Source organism: Allobosea sp. 05T439 (assembly GCF_056396005.1).
The window spans coordinates 90,568-107,832 of sequence record NZ_JBFTKP010000020.1 but is presented as its reverse complement, the minus strand read 5'-3'; the positions used below and the strand labels follow the sequence as shown (position 1 = coordinate 107,832).

At 66.4% G+C, this 17,265-nt stretch carries 14 protein-coding genes; 5 read left to right on the top strand and 9 right to left on the bottom strand.

The genetic code is table 11. From position 1 onward, the window contains the following. Nucleotides 1-364: 364 nt before the first annotated feature. The 3 genes from AC1DIO_RS22055 to AC1DIO_RS22045 form a co-directional block, all read right to left on the bottom strand. Nucleotides 365-4,684 carry a translocation/assembly module TamB domain-containing protein gene (locus AC1DIO_RS22055; RefSeq protein WP_476854078.1) on the bottom strand — a complete coding sequence of 1,440 codons (4,320 nt, stop codon included), beginning with the start codon at nucleotides 4,682-4,684 and terminating at the stop codon, nucleotides 365-367. Continuing rightward, nucleotides 4,684-6,633 carry an autotransporter assembly complex protein TamA gene (locus AC1DIO_RS22050; RefSeq protein WP_476854077.1) on the bottom strand — a complete coding sequence of 650 codons (1,950 nt, stop codon included), beginning with the start codon at nucleotides 6,631-6,633 and terminating at the stop codon, nucleotides 4,684-4,686. The genes AC1DIO_RS22055 and AC1DIO_RS22050 overlap by 1 nt, the downstream gene beginning before the upstream one ends. 252 nt (nucleotides 6,634-6,885) lie before the next feature. Then, the gene (locus AC1DIO_RS22045) at nucleotides 6,886-7,641 is read right to left on the bottom strand and encodes a fumarylacetoacetate hydrolase family protein (RefSeq protein ID WP_441504781.1); all 756 of its coding nucleotides are present in this window, start codon (nucleotides 7,639-7,641) and stop codon (nucleotides 6,886-6,888) included. Nucleotides 7,642-7,838: 197 nt separating this feature from the next. Here AC1DIO_RS22045 and AC1DIO_RS22040 point away from each other — a divergent pair, with 197 nt between their 5' ends. Next, nucleotides 7,839-8,192 (top strand): VOC family protein, encoded by a 354-nt coding sequence (locus AC1DIO_RS22040; RefSeq protein WP_441504782.1) that lies wholly within the window; start codon nucleotides 7,839-7,841, stop codon nucleotides 8,190-8,192. A 75-nt stretch (nucleotides 8,193-8,267) separates the two neighbouring features. Next, entirely contained in the window at nucleotides 8,268-8,402 is a 135-nt protein-coding gene (locus AC1DIO_RS22035) for a hypothetical protein (protein ID WP_441478378.1), read from the top strand. Between the two features lie 47 nt (nucleotides 8,403-8,449). Here the strand turns inward: AC1DIO_RS22035 and AC1DIO_RS22030 are convergent, their stop codons facing one another. From AC1DIO_RS22030 to AC1DIO_RS22010, 5 genes are all read right to left on the bottom strand, one after another. Continuing rightward, a complete protein-coding gene (locus AC1DIO_RS22030) occupies nucleotides 8,450-9,367 on the bottom strand; it encodes a dihydrodipicolinate synthase family protein (protein WP_476854076.1) in 918 nt (305 codons plus the stop codon). A gap of 45 nt (nucleotides 9,368-9,412) precedes the next feature. Beyond that, a complete protein-coding gene (locus AC1DIO_RS22025) occupies nucleotides 9,413-10,924 on the bottom strand; it encodes a tripartite tricarboxylate transporter permease (protein WP_476854075.1) in 1,512 nt (503 codons plus the stop codon). Nucleotides 10,925-10,954: 30 nt separating this feature from the next. Continuing rightward, nucleotides 10,955-11,443, bottom strand: a complete 489-nt coding sequence (locus AC1DIO_RS22020; RefSeq protein ID WP_441504784.1) for a tripartite tricarboxylate transporter TctB family protein — start codon at nucleotides 11,441-11,443, stop codon at nucleotides 10,955-10,957. A 137-nt stretch (nucleotides 11,444-11,580) separates the two neighbouring features. Then, complete coding sequence (locus AC1DIO_RS22015; protein ID WP_476854074.1) at nucleotides 11,581-12,576, bottom strand: Bug family tripartite tricarboxylate transporter substrate binding protein; 996 nt, start codon at nucleotides 12,574-12,576, stop codon at nucleotides 11,581-11,583. 64 nt (nucleotides 12,577-12,640) lie between these two features. After that, nucleotides 12,641-13,669 carry a 4-hydroxythreonine-4-phosphate dehydrogenase PdxA gene (locus AC1DIO_RS22010; protein ID WP_441488745.1) on the bottom strand — a complete coding sequence of 343 codons (1,029 nt, stop codon included), beginning with the start codon at nucleotides 13,667-13,669 and terminating at the stop codon, nucleotides 12,641-12,643. Between the two features lie 180 nt (nucleotides 13,670-13,849). On the opposite strand from AC1DIO_RS22010, the gene AC1DIO_RS22005 reads away from it, so the two are divergent. The 3 genes from AC1DIO_RS22005 (at nucleotide 13,850) to AC1DIO_RS21995 (ending at nucleotide 16,571) form a co-directional block, all read left to right on the top strand. Further along, nucleotides 13,850-15,268 carry an NAD(P)H-dependent oxidoreductase gene (locus AC1DIO_RS22005; protein WP_476854073.1) on the top strand — a complete coding sequence of 473 codons (1,419 nt, stop codon included), beginning with the start codon at nucleotides 13,850-13,852 and terminating at the stop codon, nucleotides 15,266-15,268. A 45-nt stretch (nucleotides 15,269-15,313) separates the two neighbouring features. After that, nucleotides 15,314-16,000, top strand: coding sequence for a GntR family transcriptional regulator (locus AC1DIO_RS22000; protein ID WP_441504786.1), 687 nt, complete (start codon nucleotides 15,314-15,316; stop codon nucleotides 15,998-16,000). Between the two features lie 73 nt (nucleotides 16,001-16,073). Next, entirely contained in the window at nucleotides 16,074-16,571 is a 498-nt protein-coding gene (locus AC1DIO_RS21995; RefSeq protein ID WP_441504787.1) for a DUF4142 domain-containing protein, read from the top strand. Nucleotides 16,572-16,674: 103 nt separating this feature from the next. On the opposite strand, the gene AC1DIO_RS21990 is transcribed toward AC1DIO_RS21995, so the two are convergent. Further along, nucleotides 16,675-17,208, bottom strand: coding sequence for a putative immunity protein (locus AC1DIO_RS21990; RefSeq protein WP_476854072.1), 534 nt, complete (start codon nucleotides 17,206-17,208; stop codon nucleotides 16,675-16,677). Nucleotides 17,209-17,265 lie beyond the last annotated feature (57 nt).

The window sequence follows — 17,265 nt, the reverse complement described above, 5'->3', positions numbered from 1 at the left end:
GTTCTTGACGATCGGCCCCAGGAGACCAAACCGGCGAACCCGCCTATCCCGGTCTTTCGCCCACGTCCCTGAACCATTCAGAGGCGAAGACGAAAAACAGCGACCGGGAACGTCCCGACGCACCTTCACCATACGAATGCCGGGTGGCCGATCAACCGAGATCACGCCGCCGCGAGGTCCGAGGGGGTGCTTTGAAACCCGGTGTTGCAGGCGCGCCACGCTTTGAGGGTCGAAATTTACCCGCCGTTAACCGCGCGCGCCGGCTGGGCATGTCCTGCAGGCAAAAGGCGGCAGAATCACGGCCTGTTCGAATCGGGATGGGCGACTCAAGCCACAGCCATCCGGAACGGCGCGCTGGCGCCAGTCAGTATTCCCACTCGGCGCCGACGCCGACGGCAGCGCTGCCATCCGCGCCGGTTTCGGCCTGGATGCGAAGCCGCTTCGTTACATCGATGCCGATCGAGACGCCGCTATCCTCGGGCTTGGCGCCGGCCTTGATTCCGATCGAGACGTTGTCGCCGATATAGCGGGAGACACCGACGGTGGGTCCGCCGGCACCCATCTGGATGTCGAGATTGTCGACGCCGAGCGACTTGCGCAGCTTCTCGAAGGCATCGTCGCCACCGGTCCCCGCGAATTGCGCGGCCGTCTGCGCCAGCTGAAGGGCCTGGAAGGGCGAGAGCGAGCCGGAGGCACGGGCAAAGAGCAGACGCGACAGCACCTCGTCCTGCGGCAGCTCGGGCTGAGAGGTGAAGGCGAAGGCGGGCTGGTCCGCCGGCCCGGTGACGAGGATTCGCGCGGTCACGTCCGAGGCGCGGGTCTCGGCGACGAAATCGAGCTCCGGAATCACGCCACCCGTGAAGGTCAGGCGGCCGCGACTGAAATCGAGCCGCTGGCTCGCGACCGACAAGCGGCCGCGCCTGAGATCGAAGCCGCCATCGAGCACGGGGGCCGAAAGCGTGCCGCCGACGCGCAACTCGCCGCCAAGCTCAGCGTCGATCCCGCGTCCACGGATGAAGACGCGGTTCGGCGCAGAGATGGTGACGGCGAGTGCGGCATCGAAGGCAGGCGCCGCGCGTCCGCCTTTGCCGGCGCTGCGCGCCGCCTTGCGTTGCGCGGCAATCCGCACCGCCGCAGCGCCCTTCGCATTGACGTGACGAATTCCGTCGACGGGACGCAAGGAAGCCGGCAACCGATCCGGCACCGCGACGTCAAGCGAGATGATATCGACATGCCCATCGACGCGCGGGCGCTGCGCCAGGGGACCGCCGATCGCGAGATTGAGGTCGGCGACCGATGTCACGATGCCGTTCGAGACAAGCTGGGCACGGCGTCCCTCGATTTTGATCTCTCCCGGGAAACCGGCGGCGGGGTCGACGCGGACCTGGCCTGACGCCGACAACGTGCCGCCATTGGCCGCGCGGGCAACCGCGCGTTCAATCCGCAGATTGTCGCCATTGGCAGCAATGCGCGCCTCGATCCCGGTCAACCGCACGCCCTGGAGAGCGTCGGTGAAACTGCCATTGGCGAGGGTCGCAACGCCGTTCAGTTCGGGCGCTGCCGCCGTGCCACCGGCCCGCAGGTCGAGCGTCACTGTGCCGGTCAGCCGCTGCCCCTGCGCCGCGAGCAGCGCATTGGCGAGAGCAGCGTCGAGCTTGCCCTGAATGGTGAGAGCGAGCGCGCCGCTTGCGCTCAGGGGCGCCGTGCCGCGAACCGCGAGATTCGCGCCGCGGCCGGCCGTCAGCGTCGCTTCGACGCTGGTCTGCCGGCCGGAGAATTGACCGTTGCCGCTGATCTCGACCGGAGGCAGGCCGGCGCTCCGGGTTTCGGGAGTCACCAGCCGCGCGATCCGGATCTGCCAGGGACCGGCGAGATCATCCGGCTTGCCGGACATCTGCGCCTCGGCGTTCAAGGTGCCGGACAGATMGAGCTTCGGGGCCACCAGCTTGACCGCCGAAAGCGGGATGTCCTTCGCATTCACGCGCAGATCGAGCGTCTCGCCCGCCCGGCCATCAAGGCTGAGCCGGCCGGCGTCGATGGCGAGCACCAGCTTCGAGATCTCGACACCGCCAGTGGGGAAACTCAGCGAAGCGGGGTTGGCCAGCGTGATGCGTTTGCCCTCGCGCCGGGCATCGAAGGAGGCGATGTCGAGCCGCAGCGGATCGCCGGGAACAAGCTGGCCAGCGCCATTGAGCGTGAAGCCCCGGGCATTGGCGCTGAGGGTGAAGGCGCTCGCATCCGGCCCGCCCTTCGAATCGAAGCGGATCGCGTTGATCGCCTCGCCAGAGATCACCGCGCGATCGATGGCGATCGCAGCGTCGATCGCCGGGCGGCCATGGAGATCCGTGGCACCGACGCTGGCATCGAGCTTGTCGAGCGAAACCCCGGCGGCATTGATGCGCGTGCCCTTGGCTTTCAGGTCCAGGTTCTGCCGCCCCTCGACAAGAGCGAGCGTGAGGTCCGCATCGAGCTGTCCGCCGAGCCTGGTGAGGGCCAGAGCCGAGAGATCGTCGAGATTGCGCGCGGCGAGCGTCAGCCGACCGGCTGCGCGCCTGGCCTGGTCGAGCGTAACCGCGCCGGTCAGCTTCACCGAGCCGATGGCGAGATCGAGCTTCGACAGGTCCCAGGCATCATCGGGCAGGCGTGCAAATTGCAGCGTGCCGGTCGCGGGCTTGCCCTCGATCTCACCCGCGAGCGTCGCCCGCGTCTCGAGCGCGCCCTGCAGGTCGCGGATCACGGCATCGATCGACAGCCGCGGGATCGGACGACCGAGCGCGCTCGCATTCGTCACCGCGATCCGTGCCGAGGCATCGAGCTTGTCCTGCGGTCCGGTCAGTTGTGCCGTGACCTCGCCCTTGCCGGAGAGGCGTGGATCGGCCCGCTTCAGGTCAGGCAGGGTGATGGCAGCCCGCAGATCCGAGCGCTCGCGGCCGATGCCGCCATCGGCCGTGAGGGCGACATGCTGCCCGGCGAGACGAAGACCACTGACATTCACGCCGCCGTCAGCGAGTGTCCCGACGCGCCCGGCCAGCGTCAGATTGCCGGCGAGCAGCCGGTCGAGCGCCGCCTCCCCGGTCCCGATCTGATCGCCACGGCCATCGAGGCTCGCGGAATAGATGTTCTGGGGCGGCACCGCATCGAGATCGGCGCCGAGCTGTGCCTTGCCTGAAAGCTTGCGGCCGGCAAGCCCGCTGAGGCGCGAGAGATCGGGCAGGACTGCGCGAGCCTGCCCCAGGATGCGGGCCTTGCCGAGCTGCCCCTTGTAGTCGAGTTCCACGCCGGACATCGCGAGCCGCAACGTCTCGAAATCGGCACTCCCCTCGCCCCGCCCTGTCCCGCGCAGCGTGAAGACGATGCGGTCGCCGACGACGCGGGCGAACCTGGGATCGGCTAGCGCCACGCCCGTCGCCTCGCCGTCCGAGACTAGCGCGATGCGCGTGTCGGCATTGCCGATCGATCCGTTCGGCGTCGCGGTGAACCGCGCCACGAGCTTGCCAAGACGACCGGTCGGCAGGCGCAGATCCTGAGCGTCGAGCGAGGCGACGACGCGCGGCCCGTTCACCGGGCCATTGACGGTGGCATCCAGGGCGAGCTTGCCGATCTCGGTGCCGGCGGCAACAGTGCGGCCATTGGCATTGGGCACGGCTGCGGCCGTGACGCGAATATCGAGATTCTTGTCGGCCCCGTAGCGGCCGACGACATCGAGGCGCGCCAGCGCCGAAACGAGCGCGATGTTGCGCAGGTCGACGGCACCGTCATCGACGAAGCCGACCGTGCCGTCGAGACGGGTCGAGCCGGCAAAGACCGGTGCGGCCGGCGCCGGCATCAGCCCTTCGATACGGGCATCGAGGGCCAGGGCCAGGTCACGGCCAGTACCGACGCGCGAGAGATTGGCCGAGCCCTGCGCCCCAATGGTCGGGCCGGCCGTGAAGGTCAGGGTCGAGCGGAAGGCGTCGAGCGGGCCATCGCCATTGAGGTCGAGCTTGACCGGCGGCTGGTCCGGGAGATTGGCGACACGCGCGATCAGGCCGCCCTGCGGCTCGTCGACCTTGGCGGCGATCTGCAGGCGCGTAGTCTGCGGCACGAAACCGAGCCTGAGCGTGAACTCGCCCGGCGCGTCGAGCCGGCGCGCCTCGAGACGCAGCGAAAGCCCCTCGGATGGAGCGCCGAGCGATGCTGCGCCGGTCGCACCCAACCGGGCCGGCACGCCGACGATCGGGGCGCCCAGCKACAACTCGCCCAGCTGGAAGGCGGTGATGTTCACCTTGACCGGCAGCTCCGGAAGGAGCGGCTGGTCGCTGGTCGGCGCTGCGGCCGGATCGGCAATCGGCTTGCGCAAGATCTCGAGCTTGCCGATCTCGAGCCGGTCGACCTCGAGCCTGCCGAGCAGCAGGGCCGTGCGGGTCCAGATCAGCCGTACGCGGTCGACCCTCAGCCAGGCGCCGTCGCGATCGGAGAGAACCACATCACGGATCGTCGCGTCGGAGGACAGCGCGCCATCGACCGCCCCAATCGAGACCTGGCTGTTCGGTGTCGACAGGGCGCGCGAGATCAGGTCGGCCAGAACCCCGCGATCATTCTGCGCGTTCTGAGCGAAACCGCCGAAGCGGGCCGAGACGACCAGCCCCACCACCAGCAGCAGGGCCAGAAGCGCCAGGCGCGAAAGGGTGAGCCGGTTGCCCATCAGAAGGCCTGCCCGATGCTGATATAGACCGCGACCGGCTTGTCGCCCTTGCGCGGATTGAGCGGCGCAGCGACGTCGAAGCGGATCGGGCCGATCGGCGTATAATAGCGCAACCCGAGACCAGCCGACATCCGCAGCGTCTGATTGAAGGCCGGGAAACTCTCTTCGAAGGCCGTGCCGACATCGAAGAACGGCACGATGCCGATGGTGTTGGTGATCTTGATCCGCGCCTCGACCGAGGCTTCGAACAGGCTGCGTCCGCCGATCAGCTGGTTGTAGGGGCCAAGCGGTGACAGCGTGCGATAGGCGTAGCCGCGCACCGAACCGCCACCGCCGGCATAGAAGCGCCGCGTCGACGGGATCTCGTCGAGCGCTGCGCCGGCCACGGAGCCGAAGCCGATGCGCCCAGCCAGCACATAACGGGCCTCCTCATCGAGCGCGTAATAGCCGGAGATCGCGCCCTTGGTCTGGACGATGCCGACCGTCGATCCCATGAAGGTCGGATATGCCGCCACGGAGGCGGTGAGGCGGACACCGCGCGTCGGATCGAGCAGGCTGTCGGTCGTGTCGTATCGGACAGAAAGCGGGATTCCGACAAGGGTGTAGGTGATCTGACCCAGCACATCGCTGGTCTGGCCGCGCTCGACCTCCAGGCCGGCCTGGACCGAGAAGGTGTCGCTGAAACGCCGGCGAATGCTGCTGGTGACATTGGCGTAGCGGGCGGTATAGCCGCCATAGCGATTGGTGCCGACGCGCTCGCGCGTCGCGACGCCGTCGACCAGCAGGTCGTAACGGGTTCCGTTCAGCGCCGGCTTCATGAAGCTGAACGCAAAGCGCCCGCCAAGGTCGGACTGCTCGAAATCGCCAAATCTCTGGATCGTGGTGCCGTTGATCCGCGGTGCGAGAAAGAGATCGCCCTCGAGCCTGAGCCGCTCGGCACCGCCGAGCAGATTGCGGTGCTCCCAATAGGTCCTGACCGCCGGACCATCGATGGTGGAAAAGCGGCTGGAAAAGCCGATCAGCCGCTTCGGCCGCTCCGTGATGTCGACAAAGATCGGCAGGTTGCCATTGGCGTCGAGCCGGTCGGCCTCGCGGATACGGGCGGAGCCGATGGCCGGAATTGAGGTGATCGATTTGCGCGTGTCGGCCAGCGCCTTGGGCGAATAGGGGTCGCCCGGCTCCAGATAGATGAAGGAGCGAACGACATGCGGCGGGACATCGACCGTGCCCTCGATCCCGACATCGCCGAAACCGGCGACCGGCCCGGGCTCGACGACATAGGTCACATCCATGATCTTCGCCGCATGATCGACGACCGGGCGTAGCGCGACCACCCTGGCGAGCGGGCGCGACTGGTTGCGCAGGTGATCGACCAGAGATGACTGCGCCGAACGCAAGGCGGCCGAAGTCGCGGGGTCGCCCGATTTCAGGCGCGCGACCTTGTGGGKATCGGCAATGGCACCGCCCCCGCCCTTGCCCTGCTCGACGACCTCGACATTGCGCAGGCTGAAGAGCGGGCCGGTCACAACCCGCACGGTGACCGGCGCCGGGGCCCGGTTGCGATAGGCTTCAAGCGCGCGCACCAGCGCCGGGCCGGGCTCGTTGCCGAGGCGCAGACCGTTACCGTCGACCGCGATCGTCACATCCGCATTGAAATAGCCCTGCGACCAGAGGGCATCGATCAGCGGGTTGAGATCGGCGACCATGCGCCGGGCCAGGGTCTCGCCATCGGGCGGCGCATCCTGCCTGAGCCGGTAAAGCAGCGAGGCGTCGCGCAGCGTCAGCGTCAGGGCCTTGGCATCGGTGGCCCCGCTGACGTCGAACTCGAGCTGATAGGGCAGCGTCGTGCTGCTGACCGCAGGCGGCTTATCCGAGGAGCCGAACAAGCCGAATATGTCGAGCGAGGAGAGGTCGAAAGCCTCGGCGGGTACCGGCTGGATGGCAAGCATAGCGGCGAAAGCGTAACCGCCTCCGCCTGCAACCCCGCGCACCCTACGCCGCAAACCCCGCATCATTCCTCCAACGCAACACTATCAAGACCAATAGAATGAGATGATTTTGTGGTCATGCCTCGTCATGACCACAATTCTGCTCGTCAAAGCTGTCCGTGGCACGCCTGCAGCCCGCGATAATTGCCTCGGGCCGCGCGGCGAAAGCGGGCTCGATTGCAAGCTGCCTCGTCCTGCCCGGCGGTCCCGACGTCAGGCGAGCGCGAAAGAAATCGCGGCCAGCGGATCGAGCCTGACGATGACCGGGCCGAGATTGGGCGCCAGAACGCCGCCGCAAAGGCTGCCGGTGGTGATGATCTGGCCGGCCACGAGGCCGCCAAGCGCACTCTCGGTCTCACGATTGGCCCAGGCCAGCACCGGGGTCAGCGGGTCGCCATTGGCGTGGTGAGCAGGCTTGTCATAGAGCACGTCGCCGTCGAGTTCGACCGTGCAGGTGAGATCGGCGATCTCGTCGAAGACCTCGAAGGGAACGTCCTGGCCGATCAGATAGCCGCCATGGCCCATCGCATCGGCCAACCAGAGCGGGAATGGAACATGGGTCCAGTCGGCGATACGGCTTTCGATGATCTCGATGCCGACGAAGGCGCTGTGGCAATGCTCCAGAAGTTCGGCCCGGCTATAGGGTTTGCCAGGACGGCGCGGCATGTCGCGCCCGAGTCGGATCGCGAGCTCGACCTCGAGCCGCAGCTCGGCTCCGGGCACCGAGCGATAGGTATCGCCAGGCTTCAGGAACGGCCCGGGCATCAGTCCGACGAGCCCGCGCCCATCCGTGATCGAGACCTTCCAGCCGAGATGCGCATAGCCCATGTCGCTGCTGACATCGGCCTGCACGGCCAGAGCCGCTTCGAGATCGGCCGGAACGGGAAGCGTCTCGATGTCGACGAGGCTGCGGCTGCGGCGCGCCCGGACGAAGGCTTCACGCAAGGAGGTTTCGGTCGTCGTCGGCATGCGTCTCGCCCCTATCAGTCTGAGCCTGTGGATGTGCATGGTGCACAGGAGGCCCGGTGATTGCCAAGCTGCTACAGCAGCACGGCGCCCTTGAACAAGATGCGCCTCAGCAGCGCCCCTGATCCTTCACCTCCTGCCGGATCATGACCGGAGGCTGCTCCATCAGATCAGACGAACATGAATCGAAGGAGAACGTCATGAGCCCATCGTCCAATGACCGGCGCATCGACTATGTCGAGTTCGTCGTTTCCGATCTCGGCCGGGCGCGCGCCTTCTACGAGAAGGCCTTCGGCTGGACGATGACCGATTACGGGCCGGAATATTGCGCCTTCACTGACGGCCGTCTCGAAGGCGGGTTCACCACCCAGGGCACGCCGCAACCGGGCGGCCCACTGATCATCCTCTATGCCGATGATCTTCCCGCGTCACAGGCGCAGGTCGAAGCCGCAGGCGGACGCATCGTCAAGCCGGCCTTCGATTTCCCCGGCGGGCGGCGTTTTCACTTCGCCGATCCCGACGGCTACGAGCTCGCGGTCTGGACGAAGGCATAGGCGCCTTCGTCCAAAATCCCGGGCAAGACGCCGCGTTTCATGCTAGGGTTGCTCCTGCATATGTGGAGGCAACCCATGCGTGCCATCGAGCAGTTGCTGTCGGCCTATATCACCTGGCTGTCCCGGGCGTTCCAGGTGACGCCGGAATTCATCACGAGAGACCGTCGCGGCAACCTGCCGCCGCCGTCCGGCGGCATCGGGTCCTATTGACCCGACGCTGATCCTCTCCCGGCGGGCGCCAGCCGCGGCGCGCCGCCTCATTTCCCCCAGCGCAGCGCCAGCGGGTCGAGTTCGCGCGCCAACTCGATCAGGCCCTCGCGGGTCTTCGGGTGCAGCGGGGTCAGCGGGTGGCGGACGGCTTCGCTCCTGATCACGCCGCCCTCCTTCATCACCGCCTTGGCCGAGCGCAGGCCGCATTGGCGGTTCTCGTAATTGATGATCGGCAGCACGTCGCGATAGAGCGCCGCCGCCGTCTTGCGATCGCCCGAGGCATGCGCGGTCAGGATCGGCTTGATCAGGTCGGGGATCATGGCACTGGTCATCGTGCCGGTCGCGCCGGCATCGAGATCGGCCATCAGCGTGATCGCCTCCTCGCCATCGAACGGGCCGACGACGGCCTCGCCGCCCGCCTCGATCAGGGCCCGCAGCTTGTTCGCCGTGCCGGKAACCTCGATCTTGAAATAGCGGACGAGCGGGACCTCCTTCGCCAGCCGCACCATGAAGGGAACCGTCATGGTGACGCCGGAGAGCGGCGCGTCCTGCAGGATGACCGGAAGGCCGCAGGCATCGGTGACATGCTTGAAATGCTCGATCATGCCCTGCTCGTCGGCCTTGAGCAGCGCGCCGTGATAGGGCGGCATCATCATCAGCATCTTCGCGCCGGCATCCGCCGCGGCCTTGGCGCGCTGCGCCGCGATCCGGGTCGAGAAATGCGAGGTCGTGACGATCACCGGCACGCGGCCGGCGACCTGCTCGATCGAGAGGCGCATGACCTGGTCGCGCTCCTCGTCGGTGAGCAGGAACTGCTCGGAGAAATTGGCCAGGATACAGATACCGTCGACGCCCTGATCGACCATCAGGTCCATGACACGCCTGTTGCCCTCGATGTCGAGGTCGCCGTTGTCGTGGAAGATCGTCGGAGCGATCGGCAGAATGCCCCTATAGGGTTCGGTCATGGTCGGACTCTGTTTTCGCGGAGATACGGAGGATCGAGGCAACGGTCAGGCCGGGCGCGTGGCGCGGCCGCCCTTGAGACGACGCAGGCCTGAGCCGAGCAGCGGCATGACCAGGAGCAGGACACCGATCGACATCAGGGTCGAGACCAGCGGGTTCGACCAGAAGATCGAGAGCGACCCTTGCGAGAAGATCATCGATTGCCGGAAGGCATCCTCGGCCTTGTCGCCGATGACCATGGCGAGCACCAGCGGCGCGATCGGATAATCGAGCTTCTTGAAGAGGTAGCCGACGATCCCGAAGATCAGCGCCAGCCAGATGTCGAATTCCTTGCTGGCAACGGTGAAGGCACCGATGAAGCAGATGATCACGATCAGCGGCCCGACGATCGAGAACGGGATGCGCAGGATCGAGGCGAAGAGCGGCACGGTCGCCAGCACGACGATGACCGCGACGACATTGCCGAGATACATCGAGGCGATCAGGCCCCAGACGAAATCCGGGCGCTMGACGAAGAGCATCGGGCCGGGATTGAGCCCCCAGATCATCAAGCCGCCCATCATCACGGCGGCCGTCGCCGAGCCGGGAATGCCAAGCGCGAGCATTGGCAGCATCGCGGCCGAACCGGCCGCGTGGTCGGCGGTCTCGGGCGCGATCACGCCCTCGGGCTCGCCCTTGCCGAACTTCTCGGGATTGCGCGAGGAGCGCTTGGCCATGGCATAGCTCATGAAGGAGGCCGCGGTCGGGCCTCCAGGCGTGATCCCCATCCAGATGCCGATGACGCTGGAGCGCAGCAGCGCCAGCCAGTAGCGCGGCAGCTTGGCTGCGGTCTTCAGAACGTCGGTCATCCTGACCTTGGCGTGGACACCGTCGAACTTCAGCCCCTCCTCCATGGTCAGCAGCAATTCGCCGATGCCGAACAGCCCGATGACCGCGATGAGGAAGCTGACGCCGGCGAGCAGCACGTCGAGATCATAGGTCAACCGGACGCTGCCGGAGACCGAGTCCATACCGACCGAGGCGAGCGCAAAGCCGACACCCATCGAGACGATGGCCTTCAAGGGGGTGGCGCCACCAAGGCCGATKAAGCTCGCAAAGGTCATGAAATAGACCGCGAAATACTCGGGCGAGGAGAATTTCAGCGCGAATTTGGCAACCCAGCCGGAGAGCAGCGTGATCAGGATGACGCCCGCCATCGCGCCGAAGCCGGCGGAGAGGAACGCGAAGGACAAGGCTTCGGTCGCCCTGCCCTGCTTGGCCATCGGGTGACCGTCGAATGTGGTTGCGACGGAGGACGGTTCGCCCGGGATGTTGAACAGGATCGAGGTGGTCGAGCCACCGAAAAGCGCGCCCCAGTAGAGCGAGGTCAGCAGGATGATCGCGGAGACCGGATCCATCGAGAAGGTCAGCGGCAGCATCAGCGACACGCCGTTAGGCGCGCCGAGGCCGGGCAGGACACCAACCAGTATGCCGAGCAGGACGCCCGCCATCATCAGCAGGATGTGGTGAGTGGTGAGCGCGACCGAGAAGCCGTGCATCAGGGAGGCGACATTATCCATGAGGCGGCACCGATCCGGAAAGGGAGATGATCACAGGCCGAGGAAAGACTCGAGCGGCCCCTTGAGCAGGCCGATCTGGAAGAACTTTTCGAGCGCGAGATAGAACAGCACGGCCGTCACGAAGGCGGTGCCGAGCGAGGCGAACCAGCTGTAGCGACCCTGGAAGCGCATGGTGAAGACGAGATAGAGAATGGTCGCGACATACATGCCGAGCGTGACGCTCAGCACGGCGAAGGCCAGCATCGGCAGGAAGAAGGCGGCAACGCGCTTGCCCTGCTCGCGATCGAGAAAGACGTCCTGCAGATTGCCGCTTCCGGTAAAGCGCTTGCTCAGCGTCAGCACCAAGGTGCCGAGGCTCGCGGCGGCAACAAGCAGACCGGTATAGAAGGGGAAGGCGCCCGGCTGTGGCCCGGACGAATCCCAGCCGACGCCGAAGTCCAGTGCACCATAGACGATGCCGAGCCCGAAGATCATCGTGACCACGGCCATGGCGGATTCAGCCCAGAAGCGGGTGATCATCGCAGCCTCCTCCAGCGAACGGCTTCAGGCCGTCTCTTCACATTCAACGCGCCTGTCCCGGTCCTGTCGAAGGCGCCGGGTCAGGAAACGACCTGCCGCCGGCCGGCCCGTGGGCCGGCCGGCGGCAGGGAACCGTCTTACTTGACGACCCAGCCTTCGGCTTCGAAGGTCTTCTTGTTCGCGGCTTCGTCCTTGGCGACGAAATCGGCGAATTCCTTGCCCTTCATGAAGCGGCCGGTCTGCGAGGTGCGGGTGATGAATTCCTGCCACTCCGGCGTCTTGCTGACCTTTTCCATGATGTCGGCGTAGTAAGCGACCGCATCGGCGGGAACTTCGGCCGGCAGCCAGACGGTGCGCGGCATCTGGAATGTCTCGAGCGGGAGGCCAGCCTCCTTGCAGGTCGGGATATCGCCCCAGCCCTTGCCCTCGAAGACCGCCTCGCCCTTGGCGAGACGCACCGGGCTGAACACGCAGAGCGGCTTCACCTGGCCGGCCTTCCACTGGCCGATATTCTCGTTGGGGTTGTTGACGTTGGAGTCGATGTGACCACCGGCGAGCTGCACGGCGGCTGCGCTGCCGCCCTGGAACGGCACGTAGATCCACTTCACGCCAGCGGCTTCCTGGATCATCGAGGTCAGCGTCTGGTCGGTGTCCTTCGACTGGCTGCCGCCCATCTTGAGCGAGCCGGGCTTGGCCTTGACCGCATCGATATAGCTCTTGGCATCGGCATAGGGAGCCTGGCCGTTGACCCAGAGGATGAACTCGTCCAGCGCCAGCGCCGAGACCGGCGTCAGATCCGAGAGCTTGTAGCCGAGCTTGGCGACGTAAGGCAGCAGATAGGCGTTATTGGTGCCGAAGATGACGCGATGGGGGTMGCCCTTGCCGGCGCGGCCATGGATGTAGCCTTCAGCGCCGCTGCCGCCACCCTTGTTCACCACCACGATCGGCTGGTCGAAGAGCTTGTGCTTGGTGATGATCGACTGGATGACGCGGGCAAAATTGTCGGTGCCGCCGCCGGCGCCCGAGGTGACCACGAATTCCACCGGCTTGGTGGGCTGCCAGGCCTGCGCGGCGGTTGCACCGGCCAGGCTGAACGCGACCGCAATACCAACCGCAATGCTCGTCTTTTTCATTCGTTTCTCCCTTCGTGATTAGATGCCGGGCGGCTCATGAAACGGCTGCCCGGCCGCGGTGAACTCAAGCCGCCTTGCGTGCGGCCCTTCCTTCATTCGCCATCTTGATGGCGAGGCTGAGCGCCGCACGGGTCGCGCCGAGATTGGCGATGCCCTTGCCTGCGATCTCATAGGCGGTGCCGTGCGCCGGCGTGCAGATCGGGAACGGGAAGCCGCCGATCAGCGTGACGCCACGGTCGAAGCCGATCAGCTTCATCGCGATCTGGCCCTGGTCGTGATACATCGTCAGCACGGCATCGAAATCACCGTTCCTGGCGCGCAGGAAGACGGTGTCGGAGGGGAAAGGCCCCTCGACGGTGAAGCCCCGGGCCTTGGCCTGCTTCACGGCAGGCTCGATCGTCTCGATCTCGTCACGGCCGAAATTGCCGCCATCGCCGGCATGCGGATTGATGCCGGCCACGGCAATGCGCGGCGGGTTGAAGCCGGCAGCGCGCAGATTGCCGTCGGCCAGCGTCAGCGCCTTGAGGATGCGCTCCTGGCTGATCGCAGCCGCGACCTCGGACAGCGGGATATGCGAGGTGACACGGGCGTTCCACAGCCCGTCGAGAATGTTGAACTCGCTGGCATCGCCCTCATAGCCGATGGCATCGCGCACGAAGCGGATCTCGTCGTCATAGCCCGGATAGGCGAAGCGCATCGCAGCCTTGTTGAAGGGCGTGAAGAACACGGCATCGGCCTTGCCTTCCCCAGCGAAGCGGAGCGCCCGACGGAAATTATCGGTCGCCGCCTGGCCGCCGGCGAGCGTCGCCTTGCCACGCTCGAGGGCGGCCGGATCGTGATTGGCGAGATCGATGAAGACCGGCTTCGCCGACTGTGCCGGAATCTCTTCGCCCTCGCGAATGACCAGCACGTCCGGATCGACCTTGGCGTCCGCAGCGCCGAGATCGAGCAGGCGCTTGTCGCCGAAGACGACATAGCGGGCAGACGAGCGCAGATCGGGCTCGAGCAGGATGCGCGCCAGCAATTCGGGGCTGATGCCGGACGGATCCCCCATCGCGACGGCTATCGTCGGCAGTGATCCGTTTGCGCGCATGTCCATCGCTCTCATTCTCCCACATGGCCGGATGTGATCAGGGCCAGACTTGGCCATCGACCTAGCATAGCCCTCTAAACGCTACAAGTATGCTGTATGCAGCATATCCATCTTGCTATAGGCTGAGCGCAAAGTGGCGGCCGGTTCAGAGTCGCGACGCGGCGCCCGGAGGATCTGCCCATGAACTTTCATTCGCTCTACAGCGGCATCAAGACCCCGATCGAGACCTGTCTGGTCGGCAGCGGCGGCTTCGGCCAGAGCTTCCTGGGCCAGGCAAGGCGGATCAGGCTGGTCAATGCGCGCATCGCGGTGGACATGACACCTGAGGGCGCGGCCCGTGCCATGGCGGCCGCCGGCATCCCCGCCTCCGAAATCGTCGCCTGCGAAACACCGGCGGAAGCCAAGGCGGCCTGGGAGGCCGGTCGCCATATTGCCGCCGGGCGTCTGGAGACCGTCATCGACCTGCCCTTCCACCTGCTGATCGAGGCGACCGGCAGCCCGGAAGCCGCAACCCGCCACAGCCTGGCGGCGATCGAGGCCGGGCGCCATGTCGCGCTCGTTTCCAAGGAAGCAGACAGCGTCGTCGGCCCCGGTCTCGCCCGCATGGCGCAGGACAAGGGCGTCGTCGTCACGCCGGTGGACGGCGACCAGCCGAGCCTGCTGATTGCCCTCGTCACCTGGGCCGAGGTGCTCGGGCTGGAGATCATCGCCGCCGGCAAGTCGAGCGAATATGATTTCGTTCTCGATGCCGCGACCGGTGCGGTGACCTGCAACGGGGTGACGCATTCGCTCCCTGAGTTGCGCGAGCATTGGCTGCCCGGTTCGCGTTCGACCGTCCGCAATGCCGCCGAGCGTGCCCGCATCCTGGGCAGCGCCTTCCCGCTCAGGGCCGTTCCTGATCTCTGCGAAATGACGCTTGTCGCCAATGCGACCGGGCTTGGCCCCGATACGCCCGGCTTCCATGCCCCGCCGGCCCGCATTCCCGAAATCGCCGACCTCTTCGCCGAACGCCGCCAGGGTGGCCTGAGCGCCGGCACACGCCGCGTCGATGTCTTCCATCATCTCCGTCTGGCGGAGGAAGCGAGCTTCGCCGGCGGCGTCTTCATCGTCGTGCGCTGCGAGGACGATGCCACCTGGGACATGCTTGCCGGCAAGGGCCATGTGGTCAGCCGCACTGCCAAGACCGCGATGCTTTACCTGCCGCGACACCTGCTCGGCATCGAGGCCGCGACCAGCATTCTCGATGCGGCCGGGCTCGGCCGGTCCGGCTATGGCGAGGATTATCGTCCGCGCTGGGACCTGGTTGCCGTTGCGGAGCGGGACCTGCCGGCCGGCACCGTGCTCACCATGGGCGGCCATCACCACAGCATCGACAGCGTCGGCGCCGAAATGCGTCCGGCCGCGGCGCTCGCCGATGACCGCCCTGCCCCGTTCTACCTGGTTGCCAACCGCAAGCTGGTTCGCCCCGTGGCGGCCGGAGCCGCGATCAAACTCGGCGATGTCGAGATCGATCAGGGCTCGGCCCTCCTCCAGACCCGGCGCAGGCAGGACGAGATCTTCGCCGAAAGCCCGGTGGAGCGCGCAGCTGCGGCGCGTTGACAGGCTGACGACCCCATGCCGTAACGATGAAAACGAGGGACGGCGATGACAAACGAAGCCGACATCACCCGGGCCGCGCCGGATATCTATCCGCGCATCACCCGGCGCACCTTGCATGACGAGGTCCTGGAGCGCCTGCGCGACATGATCATCGAAGGCCGGCTCGCGCCTGGCCAGCGGATCAACGAAGGGCAGGTCGGCGCCCAGCTCGGCGTCTCGCGCACTCCACTGCGCGAGGCGATCAAGACGCTGGCAAGCGAAGGTCTGGTCGAGATCCTGCCCGCCAAGGGCGCGATCGTGCGCCGCTTCACCGACAAGGATCTCGCCCAGATCCTGCAGGTGCTGAAGACGCTCGAGCAACTCGGAGGCCGGATGGCCTGTCAGCTGGCCAGCGACGAGACGATCGAGGCGATCCACGCACTGCACAGGCAGATGCTGGAGCTATATGAGACCAAGAACCGGCTCGAATATTTCAAGCTCAACCAGGCGATCCACAGCGCCATCGTGGCCGCTTCCGGCAATGCCGTGCTGATGGAGATGCACGAGACCCTGCAGGCGCGGATCAAACGGCTGCGCTTCATCGGCAATGAGGGCCCGGTGAAATGGGCCGGGGCCGTGGCGGAGCATGAGGAGATGATCGTCGCGCTGAAGAAGCGCGACGCGGACGCACTGGCGGACGTCATCGGCCGGCACATGGACTCGACACGGCTGCGTGTCAGCGACGTCCTCTAACCCCGATATCCGGAACCTCGGCGCGGATTGCAGGTTATCCCTCATTGGGGGGCCGCACAGCTGCGAGGAATTGATGAGAGCAGTCCTGCTTGCCCTGGTGGCACTGGCGTTTTGCGTTTCCCGTGCTCCTGCACAGGAAGCGCTCCAGGCCGATGAATTCGTCAGACGAGCCGCAGTCTCGAACATGATGGCCGTCGAGCTCGGCACGCTCGCCTTGCAGAAGAGTTCCTCGCCCGAGATCAAGGCCTTTGCGCATCAGGCCGTGAACGACCGCACGATCGCAGGCACCGGCTTGCGCCAGATCGTGGCGAAGCGCTCTGGCATCGCCCTGCCGGAACGGCCCGACCAGGCGCATCAGGACATCCTGCGCGAGCTCGGCGACAAGCAGGGGCCTGAGTTCGACCGCGCCTATGTCGGCGCGCAGAAGCAAGCCCAGGACGAGGCGATGGCGCTGTTTTCCGGCTACGCCCAGGCTGGCACGGATACCGAACTGAAGGGTTTTGCCAGCAAGACCTTGCCGCTCCTGCAAACCCAGGCCGAACTGACCCGAAAACTGCCGGGCGCAGACTGAAGCGCGCTCCCCGGCACGGCGTCGTCTCGAGCGCCCCGGCCCGGGTTCCGACCCCTGAAGACCGGGGTGCGACCCTTGCGCGAATTCGCAGAAGAGCCGGCCACTAGCCCCGAAGGCCGGTGTCGAGCTCACGGAGGAAATCTCCCATGCGGCTTCGACCGGCAGGCACGTTGGGCATGCGCCGCAAGACGTCGCGAACGGCCGGAGGCGCGTGTTTCAGAGCCCAGCGAAGCTGCTCATTGCCGACGGTCTCGTCATCTCCCGCTGCGATTTCCAGGGCCTGTGCCTGATGAGCCGCTGCGCCGAGGATGTGCCTGACCTGGTGCGGAGTGGCCTTGGGGTGCAGATACGCGGCCGCGGCCGCGAGACTGGCGGCTCGGGCGGCATCAGTGGCGGCAGGATCCTGCGCCTCGCGAGCGGCGGCATGCGCCGCCCAGGCCTGCGAGCGTAACAGAGCGGTCCGCCTGCCTCCATGCCCGAACGCCTCCGCACCCTCGATCGCGTCTCGCGGACGATGATCGGCAGGGTATCTGGATTCGAAAAGCGGCAGCGCCTGCCTGGCACAGCTTGCGGCATAGAGCGCGATCGCGCGCAGTTCGTCCTCGCCGAGTTGCATCGCGGTCTCGTCGTCAGCCATCGTCGTCCCTGGCGAGGCACCGAAAGCCCGATTGCGGTGCCAGAGCGATAGCGCGAG